Origin of the sequence: Candidatus Poriferisocius sp. (genome assembly GCF_965204145.1) — a bacterium.
Lineage (GTDB): Bacteria > Actinomycetota > Acidimicrobiia > Acidimicrobiales > Bin134 > Poriferisocius.
In genome coordinates, this window is record NZ_OZ241977.1 from 2,477,401 (window position 1) to 2,494,792 (window position 17,392).

At 66.5% G+C, this 17,392-nt stretch carries 16 protein-coding genes; 5 read left to right on the forward strand and 11 right to left on the reverse strand.

Translation table 11 applies throughout. The annotated features are described in order from the left end of the window. The first annotated feature begins 21 nt into the window (after nt 1-21). The 4 genes from ACOGI7_RS11405 to ACOGI7_RS11420 all read left to right on the forward strand — a co-directional run bounded on the left by ACOGI7_RS11405 (nt 22) and on the right by ACOGI7_RS11420 (nt 4,291). The gene (locus ACOGI7_RS11405) at nt 22-1,368 is read left to right on the forward strand and encodes an MFS transporter (RefSeq protein ID WP_419848883.1); all 1,347 of its coding nucleotides are present in this window, start codon (nt 22-24) and stop codon (nt 1,366-1,368) included. Nucleotides 1,369-1,413: 45 nt separating this feature from the next. Next, complete coding sequence (locus ACOGI7_RS11410) at nt 1,414-2,517, forward strand: hypothetical protein (protein ID WP_419848884.1); 1,104 nt, start codon at nt 1,414-1,416, stop codon at nt 2,515-2,517. A 9-nt stretch (nt 2,518-2,526) separates the two neighbouring features. Further along, a complete protein-coding gene (locus ACOGI7_RS11415) occupies nt 2,527-3,426 on the forward strand; it encodes a 1,4-dihydroxy-2-naphthoyl-CoA synthase (RefSeq protein ID WP_419848885.1) in 900 nt (299 codons plus the stop codon). 115 nt (nt 3,427-3,541) lie between these two features. After that, nucleotides 3,542-4,291 carry an SDR family NAD(P)-dependent oxidoreductase gene (locus ACOGI7_RS11420; RefSeq protein ID WP_419851502.1) on the forward strand — a complete coding sequence of 250 codons (750 nt, stop codon included), beginning with the start codon at nt 3,542-3,544 and terminating at the stop codon, nt 4,289-4,291. Here ACOGI7_RS11420 and ACOGI7_RS11425 read toward each other — a convergent pair. The 7 genes from ACOGI7_RS11425 to ACOGI7_RS11455 form a co-directional block, all read right to left on the reverse strand. Next, nucleotides 4,275-5,453, reverse strand: coding sequence for an ATP-binding protein (locus tag ACOGI7_RS11425; RefSeq protein WP_419848886.1), 1,179 nt, complete (start codon nt 5,451-5,453; stop codon nt 4,275-4,277). The genes ACOGI7_RS11420 and ACOGI7_RS11425 overlap by 17 nt on opposite strands. A gap of 69 nt (nt 5,454-5,522) precedes the next feature. Next, nucleotides 5,523-6,716 carry an amidohydrolase family protein gene (locus tag ACOGI7_RS11430; RefSeq protein ID WP_419848887.1) on the reverse strand — a complete coding sequence of 398 codons (1,194 nt, stop codon included), beginning with the start codon at nt 6,714-6,716 and terminating at the stop codon, nt 5,523-5,525. Between the two features lie 42 nt (nt 6,717-6,758). Further along, nucleotides 6,759-7,538 carry a CPBP family intramembrane glutamic endopeptidase gene (locus tag ACOGI7_RS11435; protein WP_419848888.1) on the reverse strand — a complete coding sequence of 260 codons (780 nt, stop codon included), beginning with the start codon at nt 7,536-7,538 and terminating at the stop codon, nt 6,759-6,761. A 16-nt stretch (nt 7,539-7,554) separates the two neighbouring features. Then, complete coding sequence (locus tag ACOGI7_RS11440) at nt 7,555-8,319, reverse strand: SDR family NAD(P)-dependent oxidoreductase (protein WP_419848889.1); 765 nt, start codon at nt 8,317-8,319, stop codon at nt 7,555-7,557. 13 nt (nt 8,320-8,332) lie between these two features. After that, on the reverse strand, nt 8,333-10,483 hold the full coding sequence (locus ACOGI7_RS11445) for an acetate--CoA ligase family protein (protein ID WP_419848890.1): 2,151 nt from the start codon (nt 10,481-10,483) through the stop codon (nt 8,333-8,335). Nucleotides 10,484-10,631: 148 nt separating this feature from the next. Then, a complete protein-coding gene (locus ACOGI7_RS11450) occupies nt 10,632-11,504 on the reverse strand; it encodes an amidohydrolase family protein (protein ID WP_419848891.1) in 873 nt (290 codons plus the stop codon). Next, nucleotides 11,501-12,895, reverse strand: a complete 1,395-nt coding sequence (locus ACOGI7_RS11455) for a phenylacetate--CoA ligase family protein (protein ID WP_419848892.1) — start codon at nt 12,893-12,895, stop codon at nt 11,501-11,503. The genes ACOGI7_RS11450 and ACOGI7_RS11455 overlap by 4 nt, the downstream gene beginning before the upstream one ends. 93 nt (nt 12,896-12,988) lie before the next feature. Here ACOGI7_RS11455 and ACOGI7_RS11460 point away from each other — a divergent pair, with 93 nt between their 5' ends. After that, entirely contained in the window at nt 12,989-14,101 is a 1,113-nt protein-coding gene (locus ACOGI7_RS11460; protein ID WP_419848893.1) for an amidohydrolase family protein, read from the forward strand. A 39-nt stretch (nt 14,102-14,140) separates the two neighbouring features. Here ACOGI7_RS11460 and ACOGI7_RS11465 read toward each other — a convergent pair whose 3' ends face one another. From ACOGI7_RS11465 to ACOGI7_RS11480, 4 genes are read right to left on the reverse strand one after another with little or no spacing between them, the layout of a single operon-like run. Then, a complete protein-coding gene (locus ACOGI7_RS11465; protein ID WP_419848894.1) occupies nt 14,141-14,635 on the reverse strand; it encodes a hypothetical protein in 495 nt (164 codons plus the stop codon). Between the two features lie 3 nt (nt 14,636-14,638). Continuing rightward, nucleotides 14,639-15,853 (reverse strand): amidohydrolase family protein, encoded by a 1,215-nt coding sequence (locus ACOGI7_RS11470; RefSeq protein ID WP_419848895.1) that lies wholly within the window; start codon nt 15,851-15,853, stop codon nt 14,639-14,641. 52 nt (nt 15,854-15,905) lie between these two features. Beyond that, nucleotides 15,906-16,553, reverse strand: a complete 648-nt coding sequence (locus ACOGI7_RS11475) for a J domain-containing protein (protein ID WP_419848896.1) — start codon at nt 16,551-16,553, stop codon at nt 15,906-15,908. Between the two features lie 10 nt (nt 16,554-16,563). Beyond that, complete coding sequence (locus ACOGI7_RS11480) at nt 16,564-17,373, reverse strand: SDR family NAD(P)-dependent oxidoreductase (protein WP_419848897.1); 810 nt, start codon at nt 17,371-17,373, stop codon at nt 16,564-16,566. Nucleotides 17,374-17,392 lie beyond the last annotated feature (19 nt).

The following is a 17,392-nucleotide window of genomic DNA, read 5'->3' on the forward strand; positions in this document are numbered from 1 at the left end:
GCGTCGGTAGGCTGAACGACGGTGGCCGAGAACGCTGTCGGGTTGCTGAATGAGGACGACGGCGTGGTCGTCGGCGGGCCTTGGATTGAGACCGAGCCCAAGGGGCGCGCCCTGGGGGCGGCCCGGGCACTGCTGGCCGGGATGGGGCTCATCATGGCGGGCAACGGCCTCCAGGGAGCGGTGCTGGGGGTGCGGGCTGAGAACGAGGGGTTCGGGCTGGCCGTCAGCGGCGCGGTCATGGCCGGCTACTTCGTGGGCTTTCTGCTCGGGGCCAGGCTGGCCGAGCACTTCCTGGGCGCGGTGGGCCATATTCGGGTGTTCGCGGCATTGGCCTCGGTGGCCTCCGCGGTATCCATCCTCCACCCGCTGTGGGTGAATCCGCCAGCGTGGGTGGTGCTGCGGGTGATCTTCGGGCTAGCGATGGCGGGGATCTACGTGACGGTGGAATCGTGGCTCAACGACATGGGCACCAACACCAATCGCGGTCGTGTGCTGGGCATGTACCTGGTGGTGACCATGGGCGGGTTGTCGGCCGGACAGCTCCTGCTCAACGGCGGTGACCCCGCAGATTTCGACCTCTATATCTTCTCCTCTGCGCTCATCTCGGTTGCATTGGTGCCCATCGCCCTGTCGGCTACCAGTGCACCTCCTCTGGTTGCGCCCGAACCCCTGCCGCTGCGCCACCTCATCGCGCTGGTGCCCTCCGGAGTGCTGACCAGCTTCTGCGCCGGCATCAGCCATGGCGCCCTACTCGGGGTGGGCGCGGTGTATGCAGCCAGTGAGGGGCTGCCCGCTTCGCGCATTGCGCTATTCCTGTCGGTGGCCACTATCGGGGCCATCGTGTTCACCTGGCCCATCGGGGCGATTTCTGATCGCATGTCCCGGCGAGTGGTCATCTTTGTGGTCGCGGCGGCGGCCGCGGGCATCGCGGGGATCATGGCCATGATCGAGCCTGGCTCGGGGCTATCGCTGGCCCTCATGTTCCTTTTCGGGGGCACCACCTTCCCCCTCTACTCCCTGGCCATCAGCCATACCGGCGACTGGGTTCCGTCCAATCAGCTAAACGGGGCCAGCGCGGGACTGGTACGAGTGACCGGAGTGGGTGCGGTGATCGGCCCCGTTGCGGCCGGGCTGGCCATGGCCCTCACCGTCCCGTGGGCCTTCTTCATCGTGCTGGTGGCGCCCCACGCGGTGATCACGATGTTCATCGGGTGGAGGATCGCAGCCCGCAAAGGCGTCCTCGTCAATGAGCAGACCAAGTTCGCGCCATGGCCGGTGCGAGCCTCGGCGATGGCCGTCAATCTGCTGCGCCGCCCCGTCCGGCCCATGAGGAAAAGCGGCCGGTCGGGAACCAGTCAATCGCCATAGCAATCCCCTATAGCTTATTTCATTAGGTTTCGATATCTTTCCTTTATGCCCACCGTGGGGATGGATGCCGAGGTGGCCTTTGAACTGGCCATCGACTACCAGGTTGCCGCCGACGAGATCGACCGGCGGCGCCAGCGATGGGCCGCGGTGGTGGCCGAGGTGGAGTATTGGCTGGGAGGCGAGCAGTATCCGGTGGAGCAGTCGCTAGGCGGGATCAGCCAGCAGCTTCGGATCGACTCCGGGGACATCGCCCAAAGAGCGCAGATGATTTTGCTGGGCCCTGAAGGGCTGAACTTGGCCCTGTGGGCCATCGAGATTCTGCGAGACACCCCCGAAGCGTGGGGCGGCGACCACATCGTGTCGCGGGGCGACTTGGAGGGCTTCGTCACCCGCACCGACGATCTGGGCGAGGCGGCCCGGATCCTACTCACCAATCGCAGCCTGTTCACCATGGTGGACACGGCCAAGAACAATCGCGACTACCTGTCCGACCCCACCGAGGGATTCCACGCCAGCGGCGGCGACGGGCACATCAGCCTCGACGACCTGGATGCCTTCGAGGCCAAGATGTCGGCCTACACCACCCTTTTACCCTATCTGGCCACCATCGACACTGCCGCCCAAGGCGATCCGTCCAAGGCCGACCGATTCTTGTCGAAGGCCGACTTCGAGGCCATCGCCGCCGATGTGAGCCTGCCGCCTGAGGTGCGGGAGGCGGCCGCCGCGGTCATCGCCCACGGGGCCTACCATCGAAAGGACGGCTTCGGCTGGGACGACGTGGGGTTCTGGGCCATGGAGGCCGCCGGGGTGCTGCCGGTGGTGGGCGAGATCGTCGACACCACCCGGGCGCTGTATGCGCTGAGCCAGGGCGACTGGAAGTCGGCGCTGATGTTCGCCGGGCGGGTGGCCATGCCCCTGGGGACGGGCAAGACGCTGAGCGCGGCCCGGGCGCTGGTGGAGATGGGCCGTCGCCGGGCGTTCAAGGAGATGCAGTACTACACCATCACTCAATCGGCGGAAAAGGCCAAGAAGAAGGTGTCCAAGACCGTCCGCAAGAAGGCGACCAACAAGGCCAAGGACACCTATCAAGACTGGCGGGACGACGCGCCAGCGGGATTCGAGTACCTGTCATCTGTGCCCCGCCCGTAGTCTTTGGGCATGGTCTCGGAGCTGTTCGACGCCGAGCGGTGGAAGCCGGTGGAGGGATTCGACCTGTCCGACGTGACCTATCACCGCGCCGTGAACCAGGCCACGGTGCGGATCGCCTTCGACCGCCCCGAGGTGCGCAACGCCTTCCGCCCCCACACGGTGGACGAGCTGTATCGCACGCTGGACCACGCCCGCATGACCCCCGATGTGGGCACCGTGCTGCTCACCGGCAACGGGCCGTCGCCGGTCGATGGCGGCTGGGCCTTCAGTTCCGGGGGCGACCAGCGCATCCGGGGAGCCGACGGCTACCAATACGCCAGCGGGGAGACGGCCGACACGGTGGACGATGCCCGCACCGGGCGCCTGCACATCCTGGAGGTGCAGCGGCTCATCCGGTTCATGCCCAAGGTGGTGATCGCGGTGGTGCCGGGGTGGGCGGCCGGCGGGGGCCACAGCCTGCACGTGGTGAGCGACATGACCCTGGCGTCGGCCGAACATGCCATGTTCAAGCAGACCGACGCCGATGTGGCCAGTTTCGACGGCGGCTTCGGCTCGGCCTATCTGGCCCGCCAGGTGGGCCAGAAGCGGGCCCGGGAGGTGTTCTTCGTGGGCAAGGCCTACACCGCGGCCGAGGCCTACGAGATGGGCATGGTCAACGCCGTGGTGCCCCACGCCGAGCTGGAGCAGGTGGCGCTGGAGTGGGCCGCGGCGGTGAACGCCAAGAGCCCCACTGCCCAGCGCATGCTGAAGTTCGCCTTCAACCTCATCGACGACGGACTGGTGGGCCAGCAGGTGTTCGCCGGGGAGGCCACCCGCCTGGCCTACGGCACCGACGAGGCCGCCGAGGGCCGGGACTCGTTCCTGGAGAAGCGCGACGCTGATTTCTCCCAGTTCCCCTATCACTTCTAGGTCAATTCAGTTCTCGCTCTAGGGTGCGGCCATGGCCGACTCCCCCGCCGCAGATCCCACCACCGACCCGAAGTTCGCTCCCCGGCCCGACTCGGGGTCGCTGGACGCCGCCCAGATGTTCGACCTTTCGGGGCGGGTAGCCATCGTCACCGGGGGCAGCCGGGGCATCGGCCTGTCCATCGCCCACGGCTTCGCCGCCCAAGGAGCCATGGTGGTGGTGGCCAGCCGCAAGGCCGACGCCTGCGACCGGGCTGTGGCCGAGATCACCGAGGCTGGCGGCGAAGCACTGGCCGTGCCCACCCACATGGGCGACCTCGACAGCGTGAACCAGCTGGCCGACGCCACCCTGGAGCACTTCGGCCAGATCGACATCCTGGTGAACAACGCGGCCAACCCGCTGGGCCTGCCCATGACCGACATCACCCCCGAAGCGTGGGAGAGCTCGTTCACCGTGAACCTGCGGGGACCGTTCTTCTTGTTCCAACGCTGTTTGCCGGCGCTGCTGGAATCCGACCACGCCTCGGTCATCAACGTGATCTCAGTGGGGGCCTACATACCGGCGGGCAACACCTCCATGTACTCGGCCGCCAAGGCCGGCCTGCTGTCGTTCACCCGGTCGATGGCCGGTGAGTACTCCCCCCACGGCGTGCGGGTGAACGCCATCGCCCCCGGCACCGTCGACACCACCATGACCCGCAACACCGGCCCCGAAGCCATGGCCCGCATGTCCGACCTCAGCCACATCGGCCGCATCGGCCACCCCGACGAACTAGTAGGCGCCGCCCTCCTCCTAGCCTCCGACGCCGGCAGCTACATAACCGGCCAATGCATAATCATCGACGGCGGCTTCATCCCCCCGCGCTAGCTAGCTGGGTGAGGAAATCGGGGAGGGAGTGCAGGGGGACGACCTCTCCTTTTTGGCGGCTTTGCCGGTCGGCGCCGCCGTAGACGACTGCTTTGGTCGAGATTTGGGGCAGTACTTGGGAAATCTGGTCGAGTGAGTCGAAGTAGTCGGAGGCGAAGGTGGCACCGGACTTGATCTCGATGGCGTCGATGCTCTCGGCGCTCTCCAACAGGAGATCGCACTCCAAACCTCGGGCATCCCGAAAGAACGACAGGTTCGATCTGAGCCCCCGGTTGTAGCGGTGCTTGAGAACCTCCATCACCACTGCGTTCTCAAACAGCTGTCCCCGCAGCGGGTGGGTGGCCAGTTGCTTCGACTGCTCGATCCCAATGAGATGGCTGGCCAGACCTACATCGTAGAAATACAGCTTTGGTGACTTGACCAAGCGCTTGCGGATGTTGGTGAAGAAGGGCGGCAGGCGGAAGACGACGTAGCTCGCCTCCAAGACCGTCATCCACTGGTTCGCCGTGGTGTGGGAGACCCCGGCGTCTGCCCCGAGAGAGGACAGGTTGACGATCTGGCCCACCCGACCAGCGCACAGCCGAACGAACTGCTGGAAGCTGGCCAAATTGCGGATCTCGCCGATCCGGCGCACGTCTCGCTCAACATACGTCTCGAAGTAATCGCCGAGCGCTTGACGCGGCTCGAGGCCTTGATCGTGGATTCGTGGGTAGAACCCGGAATACAAGATTTCGTCGACCTCGCCGCTCGCCCCCGTTTGGCTGCGCTCGGCCAGCGAGAACGGAAGCAGGCGGAGCAGCGCGGTGCGTCCGGCCAGTGACTGGCTAATGGCTTCCGAGAGTCTGAACTGCTCGCTGCCAGTCAGGACGAAGAGCCCGTTGTGTCCCCTGTCATCGGCTAATACCTGGAGATAGGACAAGAGATCAGGGGTGCGCTGGATCTCATCGAGAATGGCGCCCTCGCCGAACTGGGCGAGAAAGCCCACCGGATCATTCTGGGCATGCTCCCTTTGGTTGGGAGCCTCCATGTTCACGTACTCAAGATCAGGGAAGGCTGTTCGGCACAGCGTGGTCTTTCCCGATTGACGCGGGCCAGTAACCGTGACGAAGGGATATTGGTCGAACAGCCCCAGCAAAATCGGCGTGATCTCGCGCTCAATCACCTAAATAGGCTACCAGGGTAGCGACAATCTGCAAGTATCACTTTCAATTTGTACAGAATGGGGGGAGTTTTAGGCGACTTTGAAGAGGGTGGCGGCGTTGTCTCGCATGATTTGGCGCTGCTCTTCTTCGGGGCGGTTGGCGATGAGGGTGATGAAGGAGTTGGGGTCGGCGATGCCTTCGGGGTGGGGGTGGTCGGAGCCGAATAGGACCTGGGAGGCACCGATGCGCTCGACCAGGGCTTCCACGTCGTCCTCGGGGTAGGGGGACACGAAGCAGCACTGCTTGAAGATCTCGCTCATGCGCCCGGCCGGGCGGCCGGCGGGCCAGGGGCCGAAGCGGGCCATGCCCTTTTTCTTGTCCATCAAGGTGAGCAGGTAGTGGACCCAGTCGGATCCGTTCTCGATGCTCAAGAAGTTGAGGTTGGGGAATCGCTCGTGCATGTTGCCGTAGAGCAGCGCCCCGAACGTCTCCATGATGGGGCGGTCTCCGTGGAGGAAGGCCCACTGGAAGGCCGACATCTCCCGCACATTGGCCACCGGGTCGTCGCCCATTCGCACAGCCAGGTCGCCATAGCGCAGGTCGGAGATGTGGAACGCCACGGGAATCTGGGCCTCGTTGAGGCGGGCCCAGAACGGGTCGTAGTAGGGGGCGGCGATTGAACGGCCATCGCCGCCCCAGGGACAGGGGCGCAGGTGCACGATGCGGGCTCCGGCTTCGAGCACTCGGTCGAGTTCCTCGATGGCATGTTCTAGATCCAGCAACGACAACAGCGGCGGGGTGAACAGTCGATTCTGGTAGTCGTAGGCCCAGTCGTCCTCTAGCCAACGGTTGAAGGCCCGCAGGTTGGCGTAGGTCTGCTCGATGTCGTCCACCATGTACTCCTCTACCGAAACACCGAAGGTGGGGAGCAGGATGGCCCACTCCACGCCTTGGGAATCGAGCAGGTCGAGGCGGGCGTCGGGCCGCTTGTAGGCGGACAGCATGTTCTCTGCGGTGTAGGAGTCGCCCCAGCTCAGGTCGGGGTTGTCCCGCTTGGCCTTGAACATCTCGTACATGGAGCCGGGAGCGTTGGTCTTGTCGAACTTCACGTGCATGAAGTTGTAAGGCCGGTCCCCTACTTTGACTTCCCACTCCCCGTCGGCCTGCTGGGAAGCGGTGATGGCCTTTTCCCGATAGCGGTCTTCGATGTGGCGGCTGAAGCAGTCAGGCGCCTCGTAGTAGTGATTGTCGGAGTCGAACGTGCGGTAGCCGAGGTCGGCCATGGGGTTCAGCTTAGGTTCTGGGCGCGAATGACAGCCCAGCAGCTACTGGATGCCCAAGACCAGCAAGTCGATCGTTAACGCGACGGCGAAGTGGAGGGCGGCACCCAAGTAGACGGAGCCGGTTCTTAGGCTGAGGAAGCCGAGGACGGTGCCGGCGACTATGGAACCGAGGGCTTCGGCCAGGGGCTTTGTAAGGTGGATCATCACGTAGGGGATGAGGGCGATGAACACAGCCATGGCGCCGAAACGGCGAGCCAGGCCGTGGATGAGGACGCCGCGGAAGAAGAACTCCAGGGCCAGGAACTGCCCGGCGTACACCGCCTCCCAGATGTAGAAGCGGGGCCAGTACCCGATGCCGGGGGGCGGCTCGTAGAAGGGGTAGGTGTCCTGGAATTCGCCGTTGAAGCTGGCCGCCACCACGAATGGCAGCAGAACTAGGTAGAGGCCCAGATAGAGGGGAGCGTGGCGGCGGAGTTCGGGGCCGGCTTTGAGGCCGAGGTCCCGCAGGCGGGTGCGCAGCACATAGCGGGCCACCAGCACGGCGGGCACCACGTACACCACCCAGCGGAACAGGCCCCAGTACATGCGGCGGTTAAACCCGGCGTGCTCGGAAGCACTCAACGCTTCCTCGAAGCGGTTGGACAATCCGTCGAGGGCCACACCGTCGAGGGTGGCGGTGAGCCAGTCGGTGGTGGACGACAGCCCGCCGTAGCGGATGGCGATGACGGTGCCGATGGCCAGCAGGATGAGAGCAACCGCGTTGCGGTCCACCTCCCCCGGCGCTGGTGCCGCGGCTCGAATCCGGTCGCCGACCCCGCTCATCGGCCCAGACTCAGGGTCACGGGGTGAGGTACCACCCGCCGGAGATGTTGATCACCTGGCCGGTGATGTGGGCCGACTCGTCGCTGCACAAAAAGGCAATAGTGTTGGACACGTCCTCGGGCTCGCCGTGGCGGCGCAGCGGAGTCTCCTCTCGGAACGACTCGTAGTACTCGGCTTGGGCGTCCACCCACTTGGAGCGGATCAGGCCGGGGGCGACCGCGTTGACCCGGATGTTGTACGGACCGCCCTCGATGGCCGCTCCTCTTGTCACTTCATTGAGGGCGGCTTTGGCCGCGGCGTACGGCCCTTCCCTGCCGTTGCCCCCCAGGTAGGCGGCCACAGACGAAACGTTCACGATGCGCCCCCACTGGCGGTCCCGCATTGCCCCGATGGTGCGCCAGATCAGCCACCAGCAGGCGGTGAGGTCCACGCCGATGACCCAGTCCCAGTCCTCGGGCTTGTAGTCGAAGATGCTGCCCTGCACGTTGACCGCTGCGCTGTTCACCAAGATGTCAACCGACCCCATCTCGGCGTAGACCTCGTCCATGGTCTTGGCCATGTGCTCCCGATCACCGATGTCGGCAACCGCGGCCATCACCGGCACGTCATAGGCCTCCCGCAGGGCCTCGGCGGTCTCATGGGTACGACGCTCGTGGTTGTCCAGCACCACGATCCCGGCCCCATAGGAGGCCAGCGTCCGACAAGTGGTCGACCCAATGGCCGCCCCCGCCGCACCCGTGACCAGCGCGACCCGACCAGCAAACTCATTCTCCGCAGGCATGGGGCGATGGTAGCTATCCGACGAGGTCGCGGTTGTGGGCGTGGCGTTTGGCGGCGGCTACGGCGGCCATGGCTTCAGCGAAGCGGGTGAATGAGGGGAGATTGGCATCAAGGCAGGTTTGTTGGATGCGGGCGGCGGTTTCGGGCGGGGCGCAGTCGAGGTTGCGGAGCACCAAGCTCAGTCTGGTGTGAGGCCAGGCGCGGGCGGCGGTGGTCTCGATGATGGGGAACAGGCGCTCGATGCCGTCGCCGGCGTAGCTGAAGAAGGCCTGGACGTTGGAGTGGATCACCACGTCGGGGTAGGGCTGGGTCTCGAGGATGGGATCGAGGGCTTTGACCAGCACGTCGGGGTCGGAGACCGGGCCGAAGCCGATCTCGATGGGGTTGCGGATGCTGGTGCCCACTCCATAGCCCAAGTCCCTTACCGCCTGCTGGCCCTGGTCGCTGACCGGGGTGGTGACCAGGCCGGCCTGGTCGGCGGCGTCGGTGCCCAGCACAGATGCGCCTCCACCCACCCCCAGCACCAGGGTGTCGAGGTCGCCACTGATGTCGGCGTCGGTCCAGCGCTGGAGATAGGCGATGGCCGACAGCAGCTCCTCGAGAGTGCCGACGACGCTGACTCCGGTCGACGCGCTGATGGCATCCCAGATTCGGTGATCGGCCACTAAGGCCCCGGTGTGCGACACCGCCGCTCCCCCGCCCTGGGCGGTGCGGCCCCCCACCAACATCACCACCGGCTTGCGGCCCTTGGCCTTGTGGAGGGCGTCGTAAAGACGACGCCCGTCGCGGGGATCCTCCAGGTACAGGCCGATGATGGCGGTGTCGGGGTCGTCCACCAGCCACTCCAGCAATTCGCCGGGAGTGACGTCGATGCTGTTGCCGACAGTACACAGCTTGGTGTAGCGGATGCCCCGGATCGCCCCGCCCTTCACCATGTCGCCGGCCAGCCCGCCGCTCTGGGAGATCATGGCCACCCGGCCCACGTCCATGGGGGCGTTGCGCAAGAAGGTCTGCCGACCGGCCGGGGCGTAGGCCCCCAGGCAGTTAGGGCCGAGTACCCGCACCCCCGACTCCCGGGCCACCGCGCCAAGCGCCTCTTCCAGATCGGTGCCCTCCTCGCTGGCCTCCCGGAACCCGCCGCTGATGACGTGGACGAACTTGGCCTTGCCCGCCGCCCCCCTCACCAGATCAGCGCAGGCCGCAGCGGGCACCGCCCCCACCACGTAGTCCACATCGCCATCGATGTCGGCCACCGCGGGCACCGCGGGCACGCCGTCGATCTCCGACGCTTTGGGGTGGACGGCCCACAAGGTGCCCGGCCCCCAACCCAGCTCCTTGTACGCAGTCAGGAAGGTGTTGCCGAATCCGGGCCGACTGGTTGAGGCACCGGCCACCGCGATGCCCCGGGGGGCGAACAGCGGTCCGAAGTCGGTGGGCGGTGGCTCAGGGTGCGTCTCGTCCGGCGCATCCCGGGTGATGAGCCGGGCATCTACGGCGATGGCGCCATCGGGCCCAGCAATAACCGGGTTGCACTCCAGCTCAGCCAAGCGCTGGCCCAGCTGTTCGGCCACTCCATCGGGCCCGGCCACCGCCAGCAGCAACTCGACCAGTGAGTCAATGTCCACTGGCGGCTGCCCCCGGAATCCGCTCAGCAGCTCCGCGCCCTTGAACCCCCGCACCATTTCCCCCGCGTCAGCTCGGGAGATCGGAGCCAGACGCAGCACCACCTCATCGAGCACCTCCGTGAGCGTGCCGCCCAGGCCGAGGGCGACCACCGAGCCGAACGGGGGCCGGTCCACTACCCCGACCAGCAGCTCCACCCCAGCCGCGGCCTGCTCCTCCACCAGAAACCCGTCGAGCCGCACGCCCGCCGCTGCGGCCTCCGCAGCCATCGTCGAGGCCTCGTAGTCCAGCTCGTAGGGAGCCAGCCCCAAATGCACCGCCCCCACGTCCGACTTGTGCACAAGCCCACCGCCCCAGCCCTTGAGTACCAACGGCCCGGCCAATCCTTCAGCTTCCGCGGCCGCGGCCAGCACCGAAGGGTCGGCCACTACATCCGCGAAGGCCACGCTGACCCCCTTAGGAACCGCTACCCCCGCCGCCGCCAACTGCTCCTTGACCTCGGGCTCAGGAACAATCATCCCCAACACCGCAGCAGAATCCACCCGGATGGGATCATCCCGCGAGGGCGGGGGGTGGCCGGGTTCAGGGCGCCCGCCGCCCGCAGCGCCAGCGAGGACGGTGGGCTGGACCCGGACAGGACCCGCCGCCCGGACACTGCCAGAAACCCGGCGGGGCTTCTCGCCAGCAACGTCATAACAGGCGAGTAAACACCCGGCGGGCGGTACCCCCGAGAAGGTTGGCTGTGGCCTCTTCGCCCAGCCCCACCTCGCTCAACTGGCCGAGGGCGTGGCGGTGGCCCACGGTGGGGAAGCCGGTGCCCCACAGGCACTTACGCCGTCCGGCACCGTTCATGAACGCCACCAGTTCGCCCGACCAGTGGCGGGGCGGATACACCGACGTGCCCAGGTACACGTTGGGGAACTTGAGGGCCATGGCGATGCACTCGGTCACCCACGGCCAGCCGGTGTGGGAGAGCACGAAGCGCACATCGGGGAAGTAGAGGGCGGGTCGGTCGATGCTGATAGGCACCCCGCACTCGCTGGGCATGAGTCCGCCCGAGGTGCCGGTCTGCATCACGAACGGCACGTCGTGGACCGAGCACAGGGCGTAGTAGGGGTAGTAGTCGGCGTGGTCGAAGCGGCGGTCGAAGCTGTGGGTGTGGGTGTGCAGGCCCACGCACCACGGCCGCTCCAGCATGGCGGCGGCCTCTTCCACCCCGGCCATGCCGATGCGAGGATCAACCGACCACTGGCCGAAGAACCGACCGGGGTGGTCTTTGGCCAGCCGGTCTAAGTCATCGGGCTGGGCGGCCACCAGCTCGAAGTCGGTGGGCTCGGGATGGGCGGGCCGATGGGCGACAGGCAATATCACCGAAGCGATGCCCAGCTCGTCCATGCGGGCCACCATGGTGTCGGCGTCGCAGAAGGAGTCGGTGTCGTCGGTGCGGACCTTCACCGCAATGCCGGTGGCTTCCAGGGCCGCATTCCACACCTCGGCCTGCTCGGGGAAGAACCGGTTGCACCAGTAGTCGATTGCGCCGTCGGCCGGCACGGCAACGCTCATGGCCGCTCATCCTTGAACCGCACCAGCTTGGCCGCGCCGGAGGCCATGCCGGTGCGCTCGTCCAACTCGCCGGGACGCACCACCTCGGCGGTCATCCGCACACTCATGACCTCCTTGATCCGGTCCTCCACCCGCTCGGCCACCGCGCCGAACTCATCAGGCGAGGCGTCGCTAGCCACCATCACGATCATCTCGTCGCGGTTGTCGGCCCGAACCGCCCGGCAGAAGAAGTCCTCGGTCACCCCGGGCACGTCGCTGATCACGTCGCCGATGGCCTCGGGCCACACGTTTACGCCCCGCAGCTTGACCATGTTGTCGCCCCGCCCGGCGAACGGCCCCATCCGCCGCAGCCATGAGCCGCATTCGCACTGGCCCGGCGGATAGAGGAACGACAAGTCCATGATGTTGTAGCGGAATTGGGGCGAGCCGGTTTTGTAGATCTCGGTGATCACCAGCGCCCCCTGGGTGCCGTCGGGCACTTGCTCACCGCTCTCCACATCCACAACCTGCACCACGAAGCAGTCCTCGAAGATGTGGAGTTGGCCGTTGCGCAGCGGGCACTCGATGGCCACGTTCTGCACTTCGTGGAACCCGTAGGGCTGCGCTGGGGTCACCCCCCACACCTCCTTGACCCGCTCGGCGTCACCGATGTGGCCGCCGGGCAGGGCGCGGATGTTGAAGTCGGTCTTGGGGTCGAGGCCCATCTCCACCGCGGTCTCGGCCATCTTCAGCATGTAGTCGCCGGTGGTCAAGATGGCCGCCGCCCCGTACTCGTAGGCCAGCTCCACTTGCTTTCGGGTGGAGGTCACGTTGCCGGTTCCGGTGGTGAGTACCACGCAGTTGAGCCAGCGGTACAGCGCCTCGTCGAAGGCGTGGGCCCCGTTGTGGGTGGAATAGGCCCAGGCGTTGATCACCACGTCGCCGGGGCGAATCCCCTCGGCGTATAGCGCCCGGGCCATGGTGATAGCGCCCACCTCCCGGTCCCAGGCCGTATAGAGGGTGGGCCGGGACCGCCCGGTGGTCCCCCCCGACACGTACAGCCGCATGGGCTCGTTGCGGGCATCCTCCAGGCCGATGCTCTGATAGTCGCCCAGCGGGGGGTTCTCGTTGATAGAAGCCCGGATGTCGTCCACTGTGTAGGCCGGGGCCTTCCACAAGTCGTCGAGGGTCTGGAGCTGGTCGGGGTGAAAGCCGGCTGCCTCCCACCGTTTGCGGAAGAACGGCACCTGCCAGGCCCGATGGGCCCGGTCTTGGAGGCGCAGCAACTGCTTGCGGGCGATGGTGTCGGGGTCTTCGAAGAACGTGGTCTCGAAGTACTCGGGCGGGGGCGGGAACAGGCGCTGGATGGCCTCGTAGTCCAGCTCGTGCGGACGGCGCATCCCCGTGCTCATAGAACTGCCACGGTACCCGCGCCAGGGCCGGCAACGACAGGCGGCCAACCCCGCCGCTGCATGAAACCGCAGCCGCCAACTAGCGTTTCGACCGTGAAAGTCATCTCGGCCGATTGCCACATCAACGAGCCGCCCCACGTGTTCGAGCGGGTGCCCGAGGAGTACAAAGACCGCATTCCCCGCATGATGCCCGCTCCCGACGGGGGCGACGGATGGTCGTTCGACGGCGGGCCGCCCAAGCGCAGCTTCGGCATCGAGGCCATGGCCGGGGTGGCCAAGGAGGACTACAAGCTCTCGGGCATGAAGTTCGAGGAGATCATGCCGGGCAACTACGACGGCACCGCCCACTGCGCCGACATGGACATCGACGGGGTGTGGGGCTCGGTGGTGTATCCGGCCAACTCCATCTTCACCTACCTGGAGCCCGACCGGGGCCTGGCGGTGGCCTGCATGCGGAGCTACAACGACTGGGTGCTCGACGAGTTCCAGGGCGCGGCCCCCGACCGGCTGCGGGGCCTGCCCATGCTTCCCACTGAAGACGGCATGGACATCACCCTGGCCGAGGTCGACCGGGTGATGGAGAAGGGGGCCAAGGGTCTGTTTATCCCCGGCATGCCCACCCGCCCCTACAACGACTCGTACTACGAGCCGCTGTGGAAGGCGTGCTCGGAGCTGGATGTGCCGGTCACCTTCCACCGCACCTTCGGCGGCAAGCCGCCCGACTCCGACTGGGACGAGCTGGTGGAGCAGAACGTGTCGGTCCCCGGCATCGTCAACCGGTTCTTCAGCGCGGTGCGCCCCCTCACCTACATGATCTTCGCCGGCATATTCGACCGCCATCCCAACCTCAAGGTGGTGGCCGCCGAGGTGAACTACGGCTGGGTGCCGTTCTGGTACCAGACCATGGACGACGAGTTCCACACCCAGTCGGCCTGGTCCGACTCGCCCATCGAGCGCGAGCCCAGCAGCTACCTGGGCACCAACGTGTTCGTCACCGGCCTCGACGACCACAACGGCCACATGCAAATGGCCGGCGGGAACCAGACCCTGGTGAACATGTCCATGTGGTCGTCCGACTACCCCCACTCGGTGACCCTGTGGCCCGACAGCCGCAAGATCATCGCCGAGCTCGTCCAAAACATGACCGACCCCGACAAAGAAAAAGTCCTCTACGCCAACGCCGCCCGCGTCTACAAGTACAACTAACCCGCGCCCTCCCAGGGCCGAATACCGCCAGCCGCCTCGCTATTGGTGGCGGCGGTCTTCGAAGTCTTCGGGGAGGTCTATGGGGGGGTCGGGGAGTTTGGTGATGTCTCTGCTGGCCAGGAGGGCTTCGAAGCCCTCGGGGTCGGCGGCCCAGGAGGCGGCGTCGCCCATCATCACCTCGAAGAGTTCTACGCCGTCGGGGCCGGCGGTCAGTGGGCCTAGGGCGGCGCCGTGAGGGAGCTCTATGTGGGTGCCGGCGGGGCAGTGGACGTCGCCGCACATGAGATCGCCGCTCAGCACGTACATCACCTGGGGGGAGTGGTGGCCGTGGCGGTGCACGATCATGCCCGGGTCCCACCGGGCCCACATCGACAGGTACTGCTTGCCGTGGCTGCCGAAGGTGAACCACTTCTCCCACACCGACTTCTGACCGTCGGGGTGCATCTGGGTGCGGACCTGCTGGGTCTTCAGGTCTTCGTCGTCGAGGTGGCGGAAGATGGGCTCCACGCCGGGGACATCATGGGGCGACGCCATCGCTCAGCCCACCCCGGCGGGAACCTTGGGTACGTAGCTCGATGGGTCGTACTCGTAGGTGGTGGCCTCGATGAACTCGTCGGGCAGGTAGCCGTCGGGGAACCGGTACAGATCGAGGGAGTTGTCCCACAGGATCTTGCGCTTGGAGTCGTCGGAGATCTTGGGCAGGTCCAAAAACGACTGCACCGCCTCCGGGTACTTGGAATCGGGGTGGGGGTAGTCGCTCTCCCACACGATCTTTTCGTCGCCCAACTCCTCGATCACGTGGTATACGAGGTACTCGTCGGGCTCCACCGAGATGAAGCAGTTGTCCTGGAAGTACTCCTGGGGCGACTTGGTGAGCCCCGGCTTCTCATAGTCTCCCGACAACTCGATGTGCTCCTCCATGCGCCACAGCCACCACGGCAGCCACGCGCAGTTGGCCTCCATGTAGGCCACCCGCAACCGGGGGAACCGTTCGAAGACCCCGTTGCAGATCATCGACAGCATGGCCATCTGGGCCTCGTGGGGGTGGCAGACGGTGTGCCACTCGGTGAACGTCTCAAACCGGTCGGCGCCGGCTGACGAACCGTTGTGGCCCATGAAGTCGTGGGTGGCGAACGCGCAGTCCAGGTCTTGGAGCAGCTCGTACATGGGGTCGTAGTAGGGGTCGCCCAGCATCCGGCGGTTGAACATGTTGGGCCGGGCGAAGAAGCACCGGGTGCCCAGATGGTCGTAGGCGTATTGGATCTCCTCCACCGCCCGATGCACGTCGTTCATCACCACCGGCCCCGAGGCGATGACCCGCCCGCCAGACATCTCCCGCATCTCCTGGCCCCAGCGGTTGTAGGCCCGGCACATGGCGGCCTGAAGCTCGGGATCTATGCCGTCGGACCAGAGGTCGTAACCGGGGCCGTAGATCACCATGAAGTCCATACCGTCCAGCGGCATGGCCTGGGCCACGGCGTCGCCGGGGAAGCCGTTGTCCACCACAGCCTGGCCGTATTTTTCCCGCATTACGTCGTAGGTCCAGTTCACCGCTTCCATGAAGTCGCCGTAGATGGTGACCCGGCTCTGGGTATAGCGGCCGTCCACGGTGGCCGGGCGGAACGCCTCCCGACCGGGGACCTCCTTCCAGCCCACCCGGTGCTGGAACTTCTGATCCAAGAACCGCTCCCACAGGTTCTTGGGCTCCACCACGTGCCCGTCGGCGTCAAAAACCTTGTACCCATGCCGCATATCCGGCTCTCCTCCACTGCTGCTGTTCGTGCGTTGGTCCGAAAAGAGTAGGTCAACCGGACGGAGGGTGGTAGCAGACGGCTTCCTGGGCGGAGCGCACCCAGTGGAGGTCGGTGTCGGGGGGACAGGGAGCGCCCAATGGAACCCACTCCACGAGCTTGCCGTCGTGGGGGTGGTCGCAGGGCACGGTGATGAGGTTGATGGTGGCGATGAGGAAGCAGTCACCGGACTCGGGGCGGGACTGGGAGACCGGCGCCGACGCCGTGATGGGGGCGTCGGGGTCGGAGTCGTCGATGGCCGATGTGGCCAAGAAGATCACGACAACCGCCACCGCGGCCAAGACGACCGCGGCCAGGCTGAGCCATCGCCAGCGGATGCCGACGACTTCCAGGGGCGGACTTGGAGGGGGCTCAGAAGACCGGGGGCTGGCCGCGGGACGGGGGGCGTTGGGCGGCGGACGCGAGGCCGCTGGGCGGGGCGGGCGGGGCGCGCTTCGGGCCAGACTCCGGTCGTAGGCGGCGCGGGATCGAATATCGCCCAAGACTTGCCAGGCCTCGTTGACGGCCCGCATCTGCTCGGCATCGCCCATGGGGCGGTCGGGGTGCCAGCGGCGGGCCTGGCGGAGATAGGCCCGCCGGATGGCATCGGGCTTGGCACCGGGGGACACGCCCAGAACGTCGTAGTGCGACCGCTCCGGCATGACCCCTCAGTCAATCATCCAAAACACTGAGAGAGGAGTAGGGGAACTTGGCACCCACGCCGCCGTCCACCAGCAGGGTGCGTCCGCTCACGTAGCTGGCCAGCGGCGACGACAAGAACAGCGCGGCCCCGGCGATGTCGGCGGGCAGGCCCATGCGGCCGATCGGCGCATTGCCGCTGGAGTGAGCTCGCTGGGCATCACTCAGCATGTCCATGATCCGGGGGGTGGCGATGGCGCCCGGCGCCACTGCATTGGCCCGAACCCCGTGGGGGCCCATCTCCACCGCCATCGACTTCACCCAGGCCATGAGCCCGGCCTTGGCCGCCCCGTAGGCGGCATGGTTGGGAGCGCCGTCCATCCCCGAGGCCGAGGCGATGAACACCATCGACCCCTCCCCGTTGGCCACCATGTGGCTGCCGAACACCTGGCCCAGCAGATAGGCGTGGCGCAGGTTGATGGCCATCTGGCGGTCCCACACCCCGTCGTCCATGTCCACGATGAAGCCCCACTCGGCCATGCCGATGATGTCCACCAGCCCGTACACCTGGCCCAACGCGGCCACCGAGTGGTCCAGCAGGCGCTCCACGTCGGCCCGCACGGTGGCGTCGCCCGACCACGGTGTGCCGCCCACCTCCTCGGCGATCTCGCCAGCCCGGTCACCGTCGATGTCCACGCACACCACCCGGGCGCCGCACTGCGCCAGCGCATGGCTGGTCTGGCGGCCCATGCCCTGCCCCGCTCCGACCACCACGAAGCCCCGGCCGTCGAGGCGCAGCAGATCGGGATAGTGGGGAACCGGGGAGCTGTCAGAGCTGGTCATGCCCCGACGCTATCCCCCT